The 17,584-nt window shown below is 31.5% G+C and carries 15 protein-coding genes; 9 read left to right on the top strand and 6 right to left on the bottom strand.

All coding sequences use genetic code 11. The annotated features are described in order from the left end of the window. Positions 1–86: 86 nt before the first annotated feature. A complete protein-coding gene (locus IEV77_RS16410) occupies positions 87–932 on the bottom strand; it encodes a T9SS type A sorting domain-containing protein (RefSeq protein ID WP_188466808.1) in 846 nt (281 codons plus the stop codon). Between the two features lie 179 nt (positions 933–1,111). Then, entirely contained in the window at positions 1,112–1,948 is an 837-nt protein-coding gene (locus IEV77_RS16405; RefSeq protein WP_188466806.1) for a T9SS type A sorting domain-containing protein, read from the bottom strand. A 54-nt stretch (positions 1,949–2,002) separates the two neighbouring features. Between IEV77_RS16405 and IEV77_RS16400 the strand changes: the two genes are divergently transcribed. Together IEV77_RS16400 and IEV77_RS16395 are read left to right on the top strand one after the other, a co-directional pair. Continuing rightward, on the top strand, positions 2,003–3,586 hold the full coding sequence (locus IEV77_RS16400; RefSeq protein ID WP_188466804.1) for an ABC transporter substrate-binding protein: 1,584 nt from the start codon (positions 2,003–2,005) through the stop codon (positions 3,584–3,586). A 179-nt stretch (positions 3,587–3,765) separates the two neighbouring features. Next, positions 3,766–6,498 (top strand): fibronectin type III domain-containing protein, encoded by a 2,733-nt coding sequence (locus IEV77_RS16395; RefSeq protein ID WP_188466802.1) that lies wholly within the window; start codon positions 3,766–3,768, stop codon positions 6,496–6,498. Positions 6,499–6,783: 285 nt separating this feature from the next. Here the strand turns inward: IEV77_RS16395 and IEV77_RS16390 are convergent, their stop codons facing one another. The 3 genes from IEV77_RS16390 to IEV77_RS16380 form a co-directional block, all read right to left on the bottom strand. Continuing rightward, a complete protein-coding gene (locus IEV77_RS16390; protein ID WP_229736702.1) occupies positions 6,784–7,458 on the bottom strand; it encodes a lysoplasmalogenase family protein in 675 nt (224 codons plus the stop codon). A 269-nt stretch (positions 7,459–7,727) separates the two neighbouring features. Next, positions 7,728–8,903, bottom strand: coding sequence for a GlmU family protein (locus tag IEV77_RS16385; RefSeq protein WP_188466800.1), 1,176 nt, complete (start codon positions 8,901–8,903; stop codon positions 7,728–7,730). Positions 8,904–9,041: 138 nt separating this feature from the next. Beyond that, positions 9,042–9,293 (bottom strand): type B 50S ribosomal protein L31, encoded by a 252-nt coding sequence (locus tag IEV77_RS16380; protein ID WP_188466798.1) that lies wholly within the window; start codon positions 9,291–9,293, stop codon positions 9,042–9,044. Between the two features lie 175 nt (positions 9,294–9,468). On the opposite strand from IEV77_RS16380, the gene IEV77_RS16375 reads away from it, so the two are divergent. From IEV77_RS16375 to IEV77_RS16345, 7 genes are all read left to right on the top strand, one after another. Beyond that, on the top strand, positions 9,469–9,999 hold the full coding sequence (locus IEV77_RS16375; RefSeq protein WP_188466796.1) for a DUF4199 domain-containing protein: 531 nt from the start codon (positions 9,469–9,471) through the stop codon (positions 9,997–9,999). 43 nt (positions 10,000–10,042) lie between these two features. After that, positions 10,043–10,990: a glycosyltransferase family 2 protein gene (locus tag IEV77_RS16370; protein WP_188466794.1), complete on the top strand. Its 948-nt coding sequence runs from the start codon at positions 10,043–10,045 to the stop codon at positions 10,988–10,990. Positions 10,991–11,065: 75 nt separating this feature from the next. Next, on the top strand, positions 11,066–12,796 hold the full coding sequence (locus IEV77_RS16365; protein WP_188466792.1) for a phospho-sugar mutase: 1,731 nt from the start codon (positions 11,066–11,068) through the stop codon (positions 12,794–12,796). Next, a complete protein-coding gene (locus tag IEV77_RS16360; protein WP_188466790.1) occupies positions 12,797–14,626 on the top strand; it encodes an ABC transporter ATP-binding protein in 1,830 nt (609 codons plus the stop codon). It abuts the gene before it with no gap. Positions 14,627–14,906: 280 nt separating this feature from the next. Further along, complete coding sequence (locus IEV77_RS16355; RefSeq protein ID WP_188466788.1) at positions 14,907–15,449, top strand: RNA polymerase sigma factor; 543 nt, start codon at positions 14,907–14,909, stop codon at positions 15,447–15,449. A 33-nt stretch (positions 15,450–15,482) separates the two neighbouring features. Next, on the top strand, positions 15,483–15,980 hold the full coding sequence (locus IEV77_RS16350; protein WP_188466786.1) for a hypothetical protein: 498 nt from the start codon (positions 15,483–15,485) through the stop codon (positions 15,978–15,980). A gap of 13 nt (positions 15,981–15,993) precedes the next feature. Then, entirely contained in the window at positions 15,994–16,437 is a 444-nt protein-coding gene (locus IEV77_RS16345) for a sensor of ECF-type sigma factor (protein ID WP_188466784.1), read from the top strand. 28 nt (positions 16,438–16,465) lie between these two features. On the opposite strand, the gene IEV77_RS16340 is transcribed toward IEV77_RS16345, so the two are convergent. After that, a complete protein-coding gene (locus IEV77_RS16340; protein WP_188466782.1) occupies positions 16,466–17,521 on the bottom strand; it encodes a WD40/YVTN/BNR-like repeat-containing protein in 1,056 nt (351 codons plus the stop codon). Between the last annotated feature and the right edge of the window lie 63 nt (positions 17,522–17,584).

Genomic DNA, 17,584 nt, shown 5'->3' with positions numbered 1-17,584 from the left:
AAAACAAACATGAATGCAAAATTAATAAAAAAGAGCGCCTTAAATAATTAAAGCGCTCTTTTTTTAAAACTATTTATACCTTAAACCTAGTTTTTAACCATCTTTTTAGTAATACTTCCTTCGTCGGTTTCTATTTTTAATACATAAATTCCAGGATTTAATTTAGAAACATCCAATTTTGATTTGTTCTCTACTTTTAAAACCTCTTGTCCAGTGATGGAATAAATGGTAACCCTGTTTACCTGTAATGAATTGTGTAAATTAATATTAACCTCATTGCTCATAGGGTTTGGATAAATAGACACATTGGATAATGCATATTCATCAACACCTAAAGAACATGTCCCATTAAAGGTATAAATTCCATCAACTCCACTAGTTGTAACAGCCCAAATGCCACTAGTGTTGTTATTTTTGAATGCATAAGCGTTCCCAACAACCGAACTCGTTCCTCCACCAATCCCAGTTTCAGATCCAGCCACATTACCCATATTAAACCCAACCCAAAAAGTTGCTCCTGAAGTACCAGCCGTATTATCTAATACAACAGGAGAAGTAAAAGTAAAGGTTACATTAAACATAGTGTAAGTGGAAATGACTCCTGTTTGAGTAACTGCCGTTGGCGCCATTGTCTCTGTAGTAATAATGGTTCCCGGACCAGGCGTTCCAGAAGCGTTATAAACACTAACTGTTCCAGTTGAATTAAGAGCGGCACCATTATTAGAAAGGAATAAAACAGTAACACTCTCTAAATTAAATTGGGTCCCTGCCTCCACAAGAAGGTCTAAGGCAACACTTTGGTTAACTCCTTCTGGATTGGTATTTATAACCGTAGTTAAAGTTGGAGCATTGCTTTGCGAACAATCAGTTTGAGCGTTTATTTGCAAAAAAAATATTCCAAAAAATAAAAATAGAATGTAATTTTTTTTCATGATTTTAAATTTAAGATTTATAGGTCATAAAATTACTAATTCATTACTAGTAAATAAAATTTAGTATCACAATATTTTGATTTTTCCCACAGGAAAAATAGGATTGTTATATCAACAAAAAAGAGCGCTTTAATTGAATAAAGCGCTCTTTTAAAAAATAAATTATTTAGAAAATAATACTAGTTTTTGATAATTTTTCTAGTAATACTTCCATTATCGGTTTCAATTTTTAATAAATAAATTCCAGAATTTAAATTAGAAACATCTAGTTTCGTTCTGTTTTGAACTTCTAAAACTACTTGACCAGTAATAGAATAAATTATAGCGTTGTTAACTTTTATAGCATTAGGTGATTCAATGTTAATCACATTGTTTACAGGATTTGGAAAAATAGATAAGCTATTTAAACCAAATTCTTCAATTCCTAAAATATCACCAGAAACTACGATATAAAAAAACGCACCTGGAAAATCCCCAAGATCAGCTGGATTACCGTAAGTATCCAAACTACATGCATCCGATTTAAGATATGCAATAGAAGTTTGTTCTGCAGTAGCCCCAATATATAGTGCAGTAGCGTCAGTAACACCTTGAACTAATTCTACTACAATATACGTTTCTGTTGTTGCTAATGTTATTGGCGTAGTAAAACTATAACTGATAACTGACGCAGCAGGAGTAGTTGCAGGAACATTTACAACTTGAGTACCTAATAAAGCACCTGGTAAGCTTGTTGGAAAATTCCCATCAGAACTATATACATTTACTGTAATGTTTCTTTCTATACCATTAATAGTTTCAATACCAAATTCTCCACTAGTTAGCTGAAATTCTCCTGTAACTCCAAAATCAGCTAATGTAAATTGTCTTGCAAAGTGATTATCACCACCAGGACAAGAAACACTTGCTCCAGGTATTATTGTACTACCTACATTATTTGATAAAGTTATTTGTGCATTGGTTGTGTAGACAAACAAAATGCTTAATAATAATAATAGAATGTAATTTTTTTTCATAATTTTAAAGTTTTATATTAATAATTTTATAAATATAATATATTTAATTAATAAATGAAATATTGCGTAATACTTTTCCTCTTCTTTTTTAACTGTACCAAAACTAAAAAACAAACTCAAAACGTGTTTCGTTATAACGAACATAAAAATATAGGTTCTTTAGATCCTGCATTTGCAAAAGACAATGCAGATATTTGGGCTGTCAATCAATTATTCAATGGTTTAGTACAAATGGATGAAGCATTAAATGTAGAACCAGCCATTGCAAAAAGCTGGAATATCTCTGATGACGCACTTACCTATACTTTTACTCTTAAAAATGATATTCTTTTCCACAAACATCATTTATTTGGTATAGACTCCACTAGAACTGTAAAAGCATCAGATTTTGAATATAGCTTTAATCGCTTATTAGACCAACAAATTGCATCTCCAGGGAGTTGGGTTTTAAATAAAGTTGAAAAATTTGAAGCGATAAACGATACTACTTTTCAAATTCAATTAAAACAAGCATTCCCTGCTTTTTTAGGCCTTCTTACAATGAAATATTGCTCGGTTGTTCCACATGAAATTGTGGAACATTATAAAGGTGATTTCCGCTCCAACCCAATAGGCACTGGTCCATTTAAGTTTAAACGATGGGAAGAAAACATTAAATTGGTTTTTAGAAAAAATGAAACTTACTTTGAAATAGATGAAAAGGGAAATCAATTGCCTTATTTAGAAGCCGTTGCTATAACTTTTTTACCCGATAAGCAAAGTGAATTTTTACAATTTGCTCAAGGCAATTTAGATTATGTTTCAGGTTTGGATGCTTCATATAAAGATGAAATATTAACAGCAAAAGGAGATCTAAGAGAGCAATATGTTAATGATGTTAATATGATTAGAGGCCCCTATTTAAACACTGAATATTTAGCTTTTTATATGGATTCTAGTCTTCCTGAAATTCAATCCTCAGTTTTAAGAAAAGCGGTAAATTATGGTTTCGATAGACAAAAGATGATGATTTATCTTAGGAATGGTATTGGAATTCCTGCAAATGGAGGTTTTATTCCTAAAGGATTACCTGGCTATAACGAAACAATAGGTTTTACTTATAACCCTGAAAAAGCAAAACAACTAATTGAACAGTTTAAAACGGAAACAGGTATCAATAATCCAGAGATAACTATTACAACTACAAGTAATTATTTGAGTTTTTGCGAATTTATTCAACGCGAATTACAAAAAATTGGACTTACTGTTCAAGTTGATGTTATTCCTGCAGCAACCTTAAAGGATGCAAAAGCAAATGGTAAATTAGATATGTTTAGAGCTAGTTGGGTAGCCGATTATCCAGATGCTGAAAACTACCTATCTTTATATTACAGTAAAAATTTTGCTCCAAACGGACCAAATTACACCCATTTTAAAAATGAACAATTCGATTTGTGGTTCGAACAATCATTTACCGAAACAAATATTACAGAAAGAGAAAAGCTTTATTCAAAAATGGATAGCTTGGTTATGGACAACACACCCATTGTCCCACTTTTTTATGATGAAGTAGTTCGATTTACAAGAAAAGATATTAAAGGCTTGGGCATAAATCCTATTAATCTATTGGATTTAAAACGAGTCCAAAAAGTAAAATAAATTTCCATCTAGAAAAACAGATTACCCTTAATTTTCAATAATTCCAATTCATTTTATACAGGTAACTTTAATTTAACCTACATAACTTTTAAATAAGCTTCTTGTAGCTTTTTGGTAATAATCACTTAATCCTTATCCTCTTTTCTTAAGATAGTTTTACATAAAAATAAAACTCTCTCATGAAACTAATTTACTCCTTACTTTTTTTGATGTGCTACTCAACATTCACAAGCGCTCAAAATCTTGACCCTTACCTTCAATCTGTAACACCTACATCTATTTATGTTAGCTGGAAAACAGACTCAAACACAGAAACCATTGTAGAATATGGTATTGAAGAAAATAATTTAAATACAACTGTTACTGGTAACACAAATGCTTTTACGGATAGTGGATACACTGGCAACTATCTATATCACAATGCTAAACTTATTAACTTATCACCAAACACAAAGTATTATTACAAAATTAAAACTGGAAGTTTAGAATCTGAAACTTTCTCTTTTAAAACCCTTCCAAACCCTGGTGAAGCTGCCACCGAAGATGGTCATATCCGTTTTTTAATTATGGGCGATAATCAATTAACTGCTTCTAGATACGACTCGTTAGTTTCAGCGGCTCACAGAAAGATTAAGCAAAAATGGGGTACCAATTTGGATCCTGAAGATAATGTTGCCTTAACTTTTATGGTTGGGGATCAAGTTGATATAGGAAACTTAAATCAATACGAAAACATTCATTTTAAAAAGAACACCAAATTATCTTCAAATCTTCCTATTCATACTACTGTAGGGAATCATGAAACTTATGGCTCTTTAGGCATGGAGGCTTACTATGATCATTTTTATTTAGATGGCTATACATATCAAGGTATTTCATCTGGAACAGAAAATTATTATGCCATGCAGGCTGGAAATGTTTTGTTTATCAGTTTAAGTTCAGAACATACAAGTTCGCAGCAATTAAGTTGGTTACAACAAATAGTTAGCGCTGCAAATACAGATTCTACAGTCGATTGGATTATTTCATTAAGTCACAGACCTTATCAAGCAGAACAATATGTTGGAGATATTTCACCTTGGGTAAGAAATTCGGCTGTACCACTTCTTACATCTTCCTCTAAATTTATTTTACATATTGGGGCACATCATCATTTATACCACAGGGGCCAATTAAAAGATTCACCAGCTTACAACATTATTTCTGGTGGAACTGCTTGGGACCAATATTGGGGAATGGCAACCGAACAAGATTTTGAAGATGTTCAAAAAACCATTAACAATTGGATGTATCAAATTATTGATATTGATGTAGAAAATGGTACCATGGATGTAGAAAGCTATTCCATTGGGAGTATTTACAAATGGAAAAACAATCAACTCATGGATGAATTCCATAGATACAAAAATACGGCGACTCCAAACCAACCTATAATTGAAAATGAATTTACCGCTGAAGAAACCCTTCCTTTAACAATTGCAGGTTCTGATTATCAAACCTCAACCAATGAATTACTAAATACATCGCAATTTTTAATCTCAAAAACTGCCGATTTTAATGTCATTGAAAAAGAAGTATACCGAGATTATGAAAACCTGTTTGGTATGTTTGAAACACAAAGTGACTCCACCGTAGATATTAATTTGGGTCTCAATATTAAAGTTATGACTATCGCCGAAAACGAAATCCCTAATGGTGATTATCATGTAAAAGTTCGCTATAGAGATAGAAACCTAGAATGGTCTTCTTGGAGCGAATCGAAATTATTTACTATAACCGGTAGCTCATTTGCTAACACAAGTATTACTCTCGATGCAGAAACGTATGATGTCAATAACACTATAACTATTCAATATGCAGATGCACCACAATCTACTAGCACATGGATTGGACTATATCTTGATACCCAAACACCTAGTGGCTCAAGCCCATCTCAAACTTGGAGTTATACAGATGGAACGGCAAACGGAAGTCTAACTTTTACGCTTCCAAACTCTAGTAGATATTACGCAGCAATTTTTGAAAATGGGGGCTACACAGAAATTGCCGATAGACAATATTTCTATGTTGGGGCTGTACCAGAATTAATTACAGATGCGGAAGAATATAGTATTGATGACACCATCAACATTTCATTTACAAATGGACCACAATTAACCAATGACTGGATTGGAATATATAAAATGGGACAGACTGCAGGAGAAAATACTTCCGCAAGTTTTCAATATGTAAGTTCATCAACCGAAAACATGAGCTTTACAGGTATTCCAAAAGGCTATTATTTTGCTGAATATTACATTCAGGACAGTTATAATGCAATTGGTAACAAGGTTTTCTTTAAAGTTGGTGATATTGTAACTGAGTTATGGATAAACAAACCCGTTTATGATTTAGGAGAAGATATTGTTGCTACTTGGACCGATGCTCCTGGAATTGTAAAAGATTGGTTAGGTATTTATCCAGAAAACACAGATCCTAATGTAGACCCTTTAATAAGCTACACTTATTTTGATGGCTTAGCAGATGGAACTATAGGCGTTACAAGTCCAGAATTACCAACGGATGAAGGTAATTACTTTCTAGTTATGTTTACAAATGACTCATATAATGAAGTTTCTAATAGAGTTGATTTTCAAGTTGTAGAGCAAACATTAGGTACAGATGAATATTCTATTGACGAAGGTATACAACTTTATCCTAACCCTGCTTCAAGCAATAAACCAAGTGTTATTTCTTCTAAATATCCAATCGATAAAATTGATATTTACAACACTACTGGACAATTAGTTTATTCTACTAAAAACGTAAATAACAATAAATATTCGTTAATTACTCAAGATTTACCTACAGGTGTCTATATTTTAAAAATTCACTCTAGAAAAGTATATACAACCAAATTAATTGTAAAGTAATTAAATAAAGATTGACACAAAAAAAGCGACTCTTGTAATAGGAGTCGCTTTTTTTTATAGCTTCTAATCTTCTATGTTTTATTTTACACATAGTCTTCAATAGCTACAAATTGATCTGTATATTCTATATTTCTTATAGAAGCAACTACATTATCTACTTCTATTTTTTTACTGGCCTGGTTGTAAATAAATAATTATTCCATTACAAAAAACGCATCAAACACCTAATATACATTGTTTTATGATGAAGTGGCTAGGTATTAAACTTATTAGATTTAAAACGCGTTATGAAAAATTGATTTCCTCCTCTTCTTTTTCTAACAACTCATGTTCTTCCTCTTTTTCATTTACTACACCATAAACTATAAAATACAGCCCTACCCCATAAAAGAACATAATAGCAAAATCTTGGAATGGTAAATCAAATTTAAAGGTTTTAATGGCCATTAAACCCTCACTAAATGAATATAATAAGACTCCAAAGAGAACACAAAAATAACTTTTTTTATTAAAAACATCCTTTCTTAAATACGCAAACTGAAACATCAATAATGTTAAGAAAAAGGTGATTAAAGCTGGGAAAAAGAAGTTATTGAGATTATTTAAGAGAATTGCCGTAAAAAAAATAATATAGCAAAATAATATAATAGTTAACGGAACTAATCTTGAAATTTTAAAATCCCTTTTATGAGAAAATTTAAAGCAGAAAAATATTTTACCAATTGAAAAAACAAGTAAACTCAAACCTATAAAAATAATATCTACACTATTAATTATAAGTAAATCTCCCACAAAAAAACTAAGAATCGCTAAGGACATCCACAATTGCTTTCTTTTATTATTCCCAGTTCTATTAAAAATAAAATATCCAAACAAGAGCAATAATAAAAAGGGCTTAGAAATTAGCCTATATGGAAATGGAGGTAAATTTAATTTTACAAGTATGTCAATTAAAAGCATTGTAAAATACAACAATGCAAATTGTTTATGATTAGAAAAGAGTTGCTTAATCATCACCGAGTATTTGAAAATATCGGTAAAAGTAACAAAATTATCGATTAAACGTCATTTTGCCCTAGGAATTCGTACTTAATAAAGTGTTAAAAGAGCGCATCCATTAAAACCTACATAAGATTTTTTGTTCTATTTAATTAATAAATAGCCATAACTAGTTATTTTTTAGAATATTAAAAATTAGTCCGACTAAAATATTTTTTAATAACGGTTAATTATTGCCTACGATATTTACTTGTTTCTTCAAATACGTGTTCTAAAATAGCCGCATCCTCCGTAGTAAATTCAATATCTCTTCGAGACATAACTACTTGGGCTACTTCAAAAGCTTTCTTAGTTAAATAAGTAGTAAACCCAGAACTTCCTCCCCAAGAAAAACTAGGAACAAAATTTCTTGGAAATCCGCTCCCAAAAATATTAGCACTAACACCAACAACAGTTCCTGTATTAAACATGGTATTGATACCACATTTGCTATGATCTCCCATCATTAATCCGCAAAACTGCAACCCAGTTCTAGAAAAGCTTTCAGTTTCATAATCCCAAAGCCTCACTTCAGCATAATTATTCTTTAAATTGGAATTATTGGTATCTGCACCAAGATTACACCATTCTCCTATGACAGAATTTCCTAAAAATCCATCGTGACCTTTATTTGAATAGCTAAAAATAACTGAATTATTAATTTCACCTCCTACTTTACTATATGGACCCACTGTTGTGGGACCATATATTTTAGCTCCCATTTTTACAGTTGCATGTTCGCACAAAGCAAAAGGACCACGAATAATGCTTCCTTCCATAATTTCGGCATCTTTACCTATATAAATAGGTCCATTTGTAGCATTAAGAGTTACAAAATCTAATTTTGCTCCTTCTTCAATAAAAATAGACTCGGCGTTTATGGTATTTACTGTTGCTGGGATAAGTTGAGATTTTCGATTATTAGTTAATAATTCAAAATCTTCCAGAATGGCTTCTCCATTTTTTGAAAAAATATCCCAAGAGTATTCAATCTTTATAATATCGTCAACATATTCTATAGCTTCATAAGATTCTAAGTCAATATCATCTTGCGTGTCTTTAGTATAAAAAGCAATTACATCTTCGTTATTGAAAATAGCTTGATTTTCCTCCAGGTTTCTAATCATTTCAACCAAGGCTTGGTTTGGCAAGAAAGAGGCGTTGATCATGATGTTTTCATCCATTTCCACCATGGGAAATTTGTCAGACAAATAATCTTCAGTAACTGTGGTAGTGGTGAATTCAAGATAAGCTTCCCATTTTTCTCTAATGGTTAAAATACCTATTCTTATATCTGCAACTGGGCGTGTAAAAGTAAATGGCAACAAATTATTGCGCGAAGGACCATCAAAAAGAATATAGTTCATGAGAAGGATAAATTTTAAAGTTTCTGCATATCAAACAGTAAACTCGCATTAATTAAATCAAAAGTAACTTAAAATTAGAAAACAAAAAAAGCCTTAAAGAAAATTCTTAAGGCTTTTATAAATATGCTGCGACTAAGTTTATTTTTTAAACTTAGCGTATTTGTTTTTAAATTTATCGATACGTCCAGCTGTATCAATTAATTTAGATTTTCCAGTGTAAAATGGATGAGATGTTCTTGAAATCTCCATTTTTATTAATGGATATTCAACACCTTCTACTTCTAATGTTTCACTTGTATTAGCAGTTGATTTTGTTAAAAACACATCTTCATTTGACATATCTTTAAATGCTACTAATCTATAATTTTCTGGATGTATACCTTTTTTCATCGCTAATCGCTTTAATTGTATTCTATTTTCGAGGTGCAAATTTAAGTAATTTTTACTAATGAACAATACTTTTGATTTTATTTTTTCAAGTTTTATTGTTTTTCAAAAATAAGCTGTAACGTTTTGCTATATTTGTTTACTAACTAACTGTAAAAATAACTAACTTATAATTAATATGGAAACTTCAATTAAATCGAATGGAATTAACTACGGTCTTTACTTAGGAGGGGCTTTATCTTTACTAACTGTATTTGCTTATGCTGTAAACATAGGCTTATTTACCCAATGGTGGTATGGTGTAGGATTAATGATTTTGGTAATTATCTTTGGTATCATCTCTGCAATGACCTCCAAAAAATTGTCAGGAGGATTTATTAATTTCAAAGATGCATTTTCATCTTATTTTTTTACTGTAGCCATTGGTATTATAATAAGTTCTCTTGTTAGCTATATTATATTTAATGTTATTGATCCAGAAGCGGCAAATATTCTAAAAGATAAATTATTAGATACACAAGTAGAAATGATGCGTAGTTTTGGTGCTCCTCAAGAAACTATTGCCGAAGTAGTTGAAGAAATGGAAAAACAAGAAAATATGTTTTCTTTAACCAAAGTATTGCAGTCTATCGCTTTTCAGCTTTTAGGTTTTAGCGTTGTAGGACTTATTGTTGCCCTAGTAGTAAAAAAAGAAGACCCTCAAGCTTAAATAATTTCTTTACTTTTGAGCTTTCAATCTTGAAACACGATACATGAATATATCTGTAGTTATACCACTACTTAATGAACAAGACTCATTAAACGAATTACATGATTGGATTGCAAAGGTTATGCAAACCAATCATTTTTCTTATGAAATCATTTTTATTGACGATGGTAGCACAGACGATTCTTGGAAAATCATAAAACAATTAGCAGAAAAAGATGTTAATGTTAAAGGCATTCGGTTTTTAAAGAATTTTGGGAAATCGCAAGCGCTTCACGCTGGTTTCAATAAAGCTCAAGGCGACGTTATCATTACTATGGATGCAGATCTTCAAGATAATCCTGAAGAAATCCCAGAACTTTACAACATGATTGTTGTAGAAAAGTACGACATGGTATCTGGCTGGAAAAAGAAACGTTACGATTCTGTAATATCTAAAAACCTTCCTTCAAAATTATTTAATTACGCCGCTCGTAAAACTTCTGGTGTAAAACTTCATGATTTTAACTGTGGGTTAAAATCTTACCATAAAGATGTTGTTAAAAACATTGATGTTAATGGCGAAATGCATCGATACATTCCTGTTTTGGCCAAGAATGCAGGTTTTACTAATATTGGTGAGAAAGTTGTACAACACCAAGCCAGAAAATATGGGGTAACAAAATTTGGCATGGACAGGTTTATCCATGGTTTCTTAGATTTAATTACTATCTGGTTTTTATCGCGTTTTGGAAAAAGGCCTATGCATCTATTCGGAGCTTTAGGCTTTATCATGTTTGCAATTGGATTTGCATTTGCAATCTATATTGGAATCGATAAACTTTTCTTTCATATAGATGGAAGATTAATTACTCAACGTCCACAATTCTATATTGCTTTGGCAACCATGATTATTGGAACCCAATTTTTTGTGGCTGGTTTTTTAGGAGAAATACTTCTAAGAACCAAAGAAGAAAAAAATCGCTATTTAATTAAGGATGAACTAAATATCTAGGCTTTTAGATAATTTAGATAGCATTTTACTTTTATCTTTTTTGAAATCCTTATTTTTGCATCACATTTTTTTAATATGATATACATTGAACCTGAATTGTTAGAAAGAGTAAATACGTGGTTAACCCCAGCTTTTGATACCGATACACAAGACTATATAAAAAACTTAATCGCAACCAACCCTGAAGAACTTAAAGAGAGTTTTTATAAAAATCTTGAGTTTGGAACTGGTGGCATGCGTGGGGTTATGGGAATTGGCACCAACAGAATCAATAAATACACTCTTGGAAAAAATACTCAAGGATTAAGTAATTACTTACATCAATCCTTTCCAAACGAACCTATAAAAGTAGCTATTGCTTTCGATTGCAGACATAACAGTCAGTCCTTGGCAAAACTAGTAGCTAATGTTTTTTCTGCAAATAACATTCAAGTATTTTTATTTGAAGACTTACGTCCTACTCCAGAATTATCCTTTGCTTTAAAGCATTTAGGTTGCCATTGTGGCATCGTGCTTACGGCATCGCATAATCCGCCAGAATACAATGGGTACAAAGTATATTGGCAAGATGGTGGCCAATTGGTACCACCTCAAGATGCTGAAATAATAAACGAAATAAACAATTTAGATTATTCTGAAATTAAGTTTGAAGCCAACGAAACTTTAATTGAATATATAGGAAAAGAAGTTGACGATGTCTTTATTAAAGCGTCTATAAAAAACGGAAGTTTTAATACACCTCAACAAGCTAAAGACAATTTAAATGTTGTTTTCACCTCGTTACATGGAACGTCTATTACTATTATTCCAGAAACTTTAAAACAAGCAGGATACAACAACGTAAGTATTGTTGAAGAACAAGCTAAACCAAATGGCGATTTCCCAACAGTCAAATCTCCTAATCCTGAAGAGCCTGAAGCTTTAAAAATGGCTTTAGCCTTAGCGGATAAAGTGCATGGAGATATTGTTATAGGAACAGATCCTGACAGTGATAGAATTGGAATAGCTGTAAGAGATTTAAATGGAAATATGACCTTGCTTAATGGAAATCAAGCCATGGTAATGATGACAGATTTCTTATTAAAACAATGGCAAACAAAAGGAAAAATTAATGGTAACCAATTTATAGGGTCTACCATTGTTTCCACTCCAATGATGAAAGTGTTGGCAAAAGCCTTTGATGTTGAATGCAAAATTGGCTTAACAGGATTCAAGTGGATTGCTAAAATGATTAAAGACTTCCCTGAACTCGATTTTGTTGGTGGTGGCGAAGAAAGTTTTGGTTTTATGGTTGGCGATTTTGTTAGAGACAAAGATGCCGTAACCGCTACTTTACTTGCTTGTGAAATTGCTGCTCAAGCAAAAGCTAAAGGCAGTTCGATGTATAAAGAATTAATTCAATTATACGTTGCACATGGGCTTTATAAAGAACGCTTAATTTCAATCACTAAAAAAGGAATTGAAGGCGCTCAAGAAATCAAGCAAATGATGATTGATTTTCGTAAAAAACCACTTACAGTTATTAATAATTCGAAAGTTATTAGAATTGAAGACTACCAAAGCTCTATAATTAAAAATCTCCTTTCTGGTAAGGAAGAAACCATTTCTATTCCAAAATCCAATGTGTTAATTTATTACACAGAAGATGGCAGTCAGATTGCTTTGCGTCCAAGTGGAACAGAACCAAAAATTAAATTCTATATTAGTGCAAATACAACGTTAAGCAAAGTCGCAGATTTTGAAATTACGGAACAAAAATTGGAAACCAAGATTGATGCTATCATTAAGGATATGCAACTTAATTAAATGAAGAAAATAATAAGTCAACTTGCACCTTATATTAAGAAGTTTAAAAAACATGTTTTTTTAAATGTCTTCTTTAATTTATTATATGCTTTGTTTAGTGCACTAGCTTTTATCTCTTTAATGCCCATGTTAAATGTTTTATTCGATAAAACATCTGTGGTCACAGAAGCTCCTATATGGAGTGGTATTTCAGGTATAAAAACATATGGTGAGCAACTTTTAAACTATAGAGTTAGCAGTTATTTAGTGGAAGGAAATGCACAAATGGCTTTATTCATTGTTATTTCATTAGTTATTTCAACATTTTTACTTAAAAATCTGTTTGGTTATTTGTCCATGCAACATATGATGTATCTTAAAAACGGGGTTCTTAATAACCTAAGAAAAGATATGTACAACAAAATTATTGAGCTTCCTTTAAGTTTTTATTCAAAAAGACAAAAAGGCGATGTTATGGCTAGAATTCTAGGTGATATTAGCGAAATGCAAAATTCATTCTTTATTGTACTAGAGCTTGTTGTAAGAGAGCCAGCCACCATTATATTTTCTTTAATTTTTATGTTTGCTTTTAGCTGGAAATTAACCCTATTTGTGTTACTATTTATACCTATTGCTGGACTTTTAATTTCTAGATTGGGAAAAAGCTTAAAGAGTAATTCATTAAAAGCACAACAAGAATCTGGAAAATTAATATCCATTGTTGAAGAAACTTTAACCGGTTTAAAAATTGTTAAAAGTTATAATGCAGAACCTATCTTCAGAAATATTTTTGTCAAATCATCTGATGAAATACTTAGATTATCTAATAAAATAGGTTTAAAAAATAATCTAGCTGGACCTGTTAGTGAAGTCTTGGGCATTACTACTATTGCTGTTTTATTATGGTATGGTGGGCAACTGGTGCTTGTAGATAAAGTAATTGAAGGTACCGATTTTTTAGTGTTTATGGGACTGTCTTATGCCATACTAACTCCTGCAAAAGCGATAAGTAAAGCTTCTTATAAAGTGAAAAATGGTATGGCAGCAGCCGATCGTGTTTTCGAAATTTTACACGAAGACGATAATTTGGCCGATATCCCAAATGCGACTATATTAAATGGTTTTAACAACGAGTTAGCTGTTAATAATATTTCATTTAAATACGATAACGAGCTGGTTCTTAAAAACTTTAGTATAAAGGTTCCAAAAGGAAAAACCATTGCTCTTGTTGGGCAATCGGGTTCTGGAAAAAGTACTATTGCTAACCTAGTTACCAGGTTTTACGACATTAACGCCGGAAGCATTACCGTAGATGGGAATGATATTAAAAATGTCACTAAAAAGTCATTAAGAGGTTTAATGGGTTTGGTAACACAAGACTCCATTTTATTTAATGATACCATAAAAAACAATATTTTAATAGGTAAACCAAATGCTACTGATGAAGAAGTAATGGATGCCTTAAAAATTGCCAATGCCTGGGAATTTGTAAAAGATCTACCAAAAGGTATTGAAACCAATGTGGGAGATGCTGGAAATAATTTCTCTGGAGGACAAAAGCAACGTTTAAGTATTGCAAGAGCAGTACTTAAAAACCCTCCAATTATGATATTAGATGAAGCTACTTCTGCTCTAGATACAGAAAGTGAACGTTTGGTACAAATTGCTTTAGAGAATATGATGAAAAACAGAACCTCTATTGTTATAGCTCACAGATTATCGACTATCCAGAATGCGGATGAAATTATCGTGATGTTAAAAGGGGAAATTGTAGAACAAGGCGCTCATCAGGAATTGTTAGACAAAAATGGAATGTACAAGAAGCTTGTGGACATGCAAAGCTTCGAATAACACGTTTATAAAAAGGAAATTAGAAAAAAGGACTATATTTTCATATAGTCCTTTTTTGTTCTTGTTAGGTTTGGGGAAAACTAACAAATAAGTAGGTTGATTCCTGTAAACATAAAACAAATTGCGATACTAACCAAATAAAAAACACAGTTAATCCTTGTAAAAATGCTTTTTGTCGATGTTTTTTAAATTAATTTACTGATTAACAATATTTTAACTTTTTCAATGTTTTTCACATTAAACTTTTATTACTTTGTAAAGTCTAATTTAAAATCATCAGGTGATAGACGAATCTAAATTATTAGAACAACTTCAATCCAACCAAAATAAAGAAGCTGCTTTCAGGGAGTTAATGACCCTTTATAAAGAGCGATTATATTGGCATATAAGACATATAGTAAAATCTCATGATGATTCAGACGATGTCCTTCAAAATACTTTTATAAAGGTTTATAAAAACATACAAAGCTTTAAAGGCGAAAGTAAACTCTATTCTTGGATGTACAGAATTGCAACCAACGAATCTTTAACCTTTATAAAGAAGAGAGCAAAACAATCTCAAATTTCAAACCAAGAAATGCAACAATTAGCTATAGATAACCTGAAGGCCGATGTTTATTTTGAAGGAGACGACATTCAATACAAATTACAAGAAGCCATAGCAAAATTGCCCGAGAAACAGCAACTAGTATTTAATATGAAGTATTTTCAAGACATCAAATATAAAGACATGTCCTTAATACTTGAAACAAGTGAAGGAGCTCTAAAAGCATCCTACCACATTGCCACCAAAAAAATACAAGACTATTTAACTAATCATTAAACTATTAACCTTTTAAATAGTCTAAACGATAAGATGAAAAAGAATAAGATACATAACATAGAGCATTCAGGGCTTAAAACACCTGAAAATTATTTTTCCAATTTGGAAGATACTATTATGGCACAAATTCATCTAGATGAAAAAATAAACAAATCAGTTTTTAAAACCCCTGAAATTTATTTTGAAACTCTTGAGGATCGCGTGCTTCAACAAATTTCGAATAATAAAGAAACTAAAGTAAGGTCTTTAATTTCGACACGCACTTTTATTACCGTATCAAGTATTGCGGCAACCATTATATTATTATTTAATCTCCAAGTTTTTGATAACAACATAACCTTCGACTCCATAGAAAATGAGGCGTTAGAGAATTATGTTTCTAACCAAGAATTTGAAACTTCCAATATGGAAGCCGAAATAATTGAAGATATTGACATTTCAACTTTTATTTTAGGAGAATCCATAAGTGATGCCTCACTTGAAAACTATTTATACAACTCATCAGATTTTGAAGATTACATATCTGAATAACATTATAAACTAAATGAAAAAAAGTATCCTATTATTGTTGTTTATACTCCTAAGTCTAACAGGTTTTTCTCAGGATAAACACGAAAAAATTAAAGCACTTAAAATCGCTTACATTACAGAGCAATTAGATCTTTCTAAATCTGAAGCTGAAAAATTTTGGCCTATTTATAATAAGTTCGATGAAAGCAAAAGTGCTTTGAGAGAAGAAGCTCATAAAGACAAAAGCGATATTGATTATACTAATTTAACTGAAGTGGAAGCCAACGCTATGCTTGTTGAAATGAAAACCTTCAATAATAAAAGAAGTCAGCTTTATAACAATCTTATAACCGATTTACAAAAAGTTATTTCGGCAAAAAAAATTGTGCTTTTAAAAAAGGCTGAAGACGATTTCAATAAAAAAATGTTTGAAGAATACAGAAAAAGGCAACATTCTGAACATAAAAATAAACCATAAAAAAAGGAAGCCCAATGGCTTCCTTTTTTTATCTAAAATTTAATTTACTAATTCTTCCTTGGCCTGCAGCGTAAGCTACGCTATCGTTTAGGAAGCGAATTGTATAAAAACCTTCTTTACTTAAATTTTTCCAAGTATTACCTCCATCATTACTATAGTCTATTCCTTTAAAGCCTACAGTTACAAGCTCCTTTCCTTCTCTATTTGGAATATACTGTACGCAACTTCTATAGCCTGGATTTTGCCCCTCTGCAATTAAGCTCCAAGTCTTACCGCCATCTATTGTACTTATCTTGTTAGCCTTATTGTTGTCAGGATTGGTGTAATCTCCTCCAATGGCATAACCGTTAAGTTCATCATAGAAATCTAAAGAATAAATTCCTTCTGTTTCCTTTTCGTGAATTATAGGAGTTTGTACCACATCCCAAGACACTCCTTTATCTTTTGAAGAATAAATTCTTCCTGCTGTAGTTGCTATCCAAGTGTTATCTCCAACTATAGAAATGTTTGTATTACTAGCTGCGAAGGCACCTTCTCCTTCAATTCCTTTTGGAAGGTTACTACATGGAATTTTATTCCATGTTTTGCCACCATCTCTAGTTACAATAATACTTAAACATGAATCTGTAGTATCTCCAATAGCAATTCCTTCTTGATCGTTCCAGAAAGCCATGGCATCATAAAACACCTTTGGATGCTCTTCTAGATAAACTAAATTCATATTACCTTGATCTCCCGTTTTAAATAATAAAGCAGGATCACCAACGCTTAGCATGAAAAAATCTGTAGTGGTATGGGCAATCGATCTAAATTCCAATTGTACTGAATCGATAGTAGACTCTTGTTTGGATATTTGCCAATTTCTTTTAATTGGACTGTAAAGACCATAAGCACCATTATTGGAAGCAAAAACCAGACTTTTATCATCTAAAATATCAATGGCTCTAATACTTAATAACGAATCTTCGAGGAAGTCACTAATTTGAACTTCACTTATAGTTCTAGGAACAAATATGGGTTTTTCGTCTTGTTTACAGGATACAAAAAATAGGAGCCCTATAAAAACAAAGAATGCTTGTTTCATGTTGATTTATGTTTCCATAAAAGTAAAAAAAAGCTTAGCCATTACAGCTAAGCTTTCAAAAAA

The sequence above is a fragment of the Xanthomarina arctica genome (assembly GCF_014638915.1).
Classification (GTDB): domain Bacteria; phylum Bacteroidota; class Bacteroidia; order Flavobacteriales; family Flavobacteriaceae; genus Xanthomarina; species Xanthomarina arctica.
This window is presented reverse-complemented; position numbering and strand designations above follow the sequence as displayed.

Bases quoted from the DNA above. Each gene is read 5' to 3' on its own strand.
- IEV77_RS16410 (WP_188466808.1), bottom strand. From the start codon at position 932: ATGAAAAAAAATTACATTCTATTTTTATTTTTTGGAATATTTTTTTTG.
- IEV77_RS16405 (WP_188466806.1), bottom strand. From the start codon at position 1,948: ATGAAAAAAAATTACATTCTATTATTATTATTAAGCATTTTGTTTGTC.
- IEV77_RS16400 (WP_188466804.1), top strand. From the start codon at position 2,003: ATGAAATATTGCGTAATACTTTTCCTCTTCTTTTTTAACTGTACCAAA.
- IEV77_RS16395 (WP_188466802.1), top strand. From the start codon at position 3,766: ATGAAACTAATTTACTCCTTACTTTTTTTGATGTGCTACTCAACATTC.
- IEV77_RS16390 (WP_229736702.1), bottom strand. From the start codon at position 7,458: ATGCTTTTAATTGACATACTTGTAAAATTAAATTTACCTCCATTTCCA.
- IEV77_RS16385 (WP_188466800.1), bottom strand. From the start codon at position 8,903: ATGAACTATATTCTTTTTGATGGTCCTTCGCGCAATAATTTGTTGCCA.
- IEV77_RS16380 (WP_188466798.1), bottom strand. From the start codon at position 9,293: ATGAAAAAAGGTATACATCCAGAAAATTATAGATTAGTAGCATTTAAA.
- IEV77_RS16375 (WP_188466796.1), top strand. From the start codon at position 9,469: ATGGAAACTTCAATTAAATCGAATGGAATTAACTACGGTCTTTACTTA.
- IEV77_RS16370 (WP_188466794.1), top strand. From the start codon at position 10,043: ATGAATATATCTGTAGTTATACCACTACTTAATGAACAAGACTCATTA.
- IEV77_RS16365 (WP_188466792.1), top strand. From the start codon at position 11,066: ATGATATACATTGAACCTGAATTGTTAGAAAGAGTAAATACGTGGTTA.
- IEV77_RS16360 (WP_188466790.1), top strand. From the start codon at position 12,797: ATGAAGAAAATAATAAGTCAACTTGCACCTTATATTAAGAAGTTTAAA.
- IEV77_RS16350 (WP_188466786.1), top strand. From the start codon at position 15,483: ATGAAAAAGAATAAGATACATAACATAGAGCATTCAGGGCTTAAAACA.
- IEV77_RS16345 (WP_188466784.1), top strand. From the start codon at position 15,994: ATGAAAAAAAGTATCCTATTATTGTTGTTTATACTCCTAAGTCTAACA.
- IEV77_RS16340 (WP_188466782.1), bottom strand. From the start codon at position 17,521: ATGAAACAAGCATTCTTTGTTTTTATAGGGCTCCTATTTTTTGTATCC.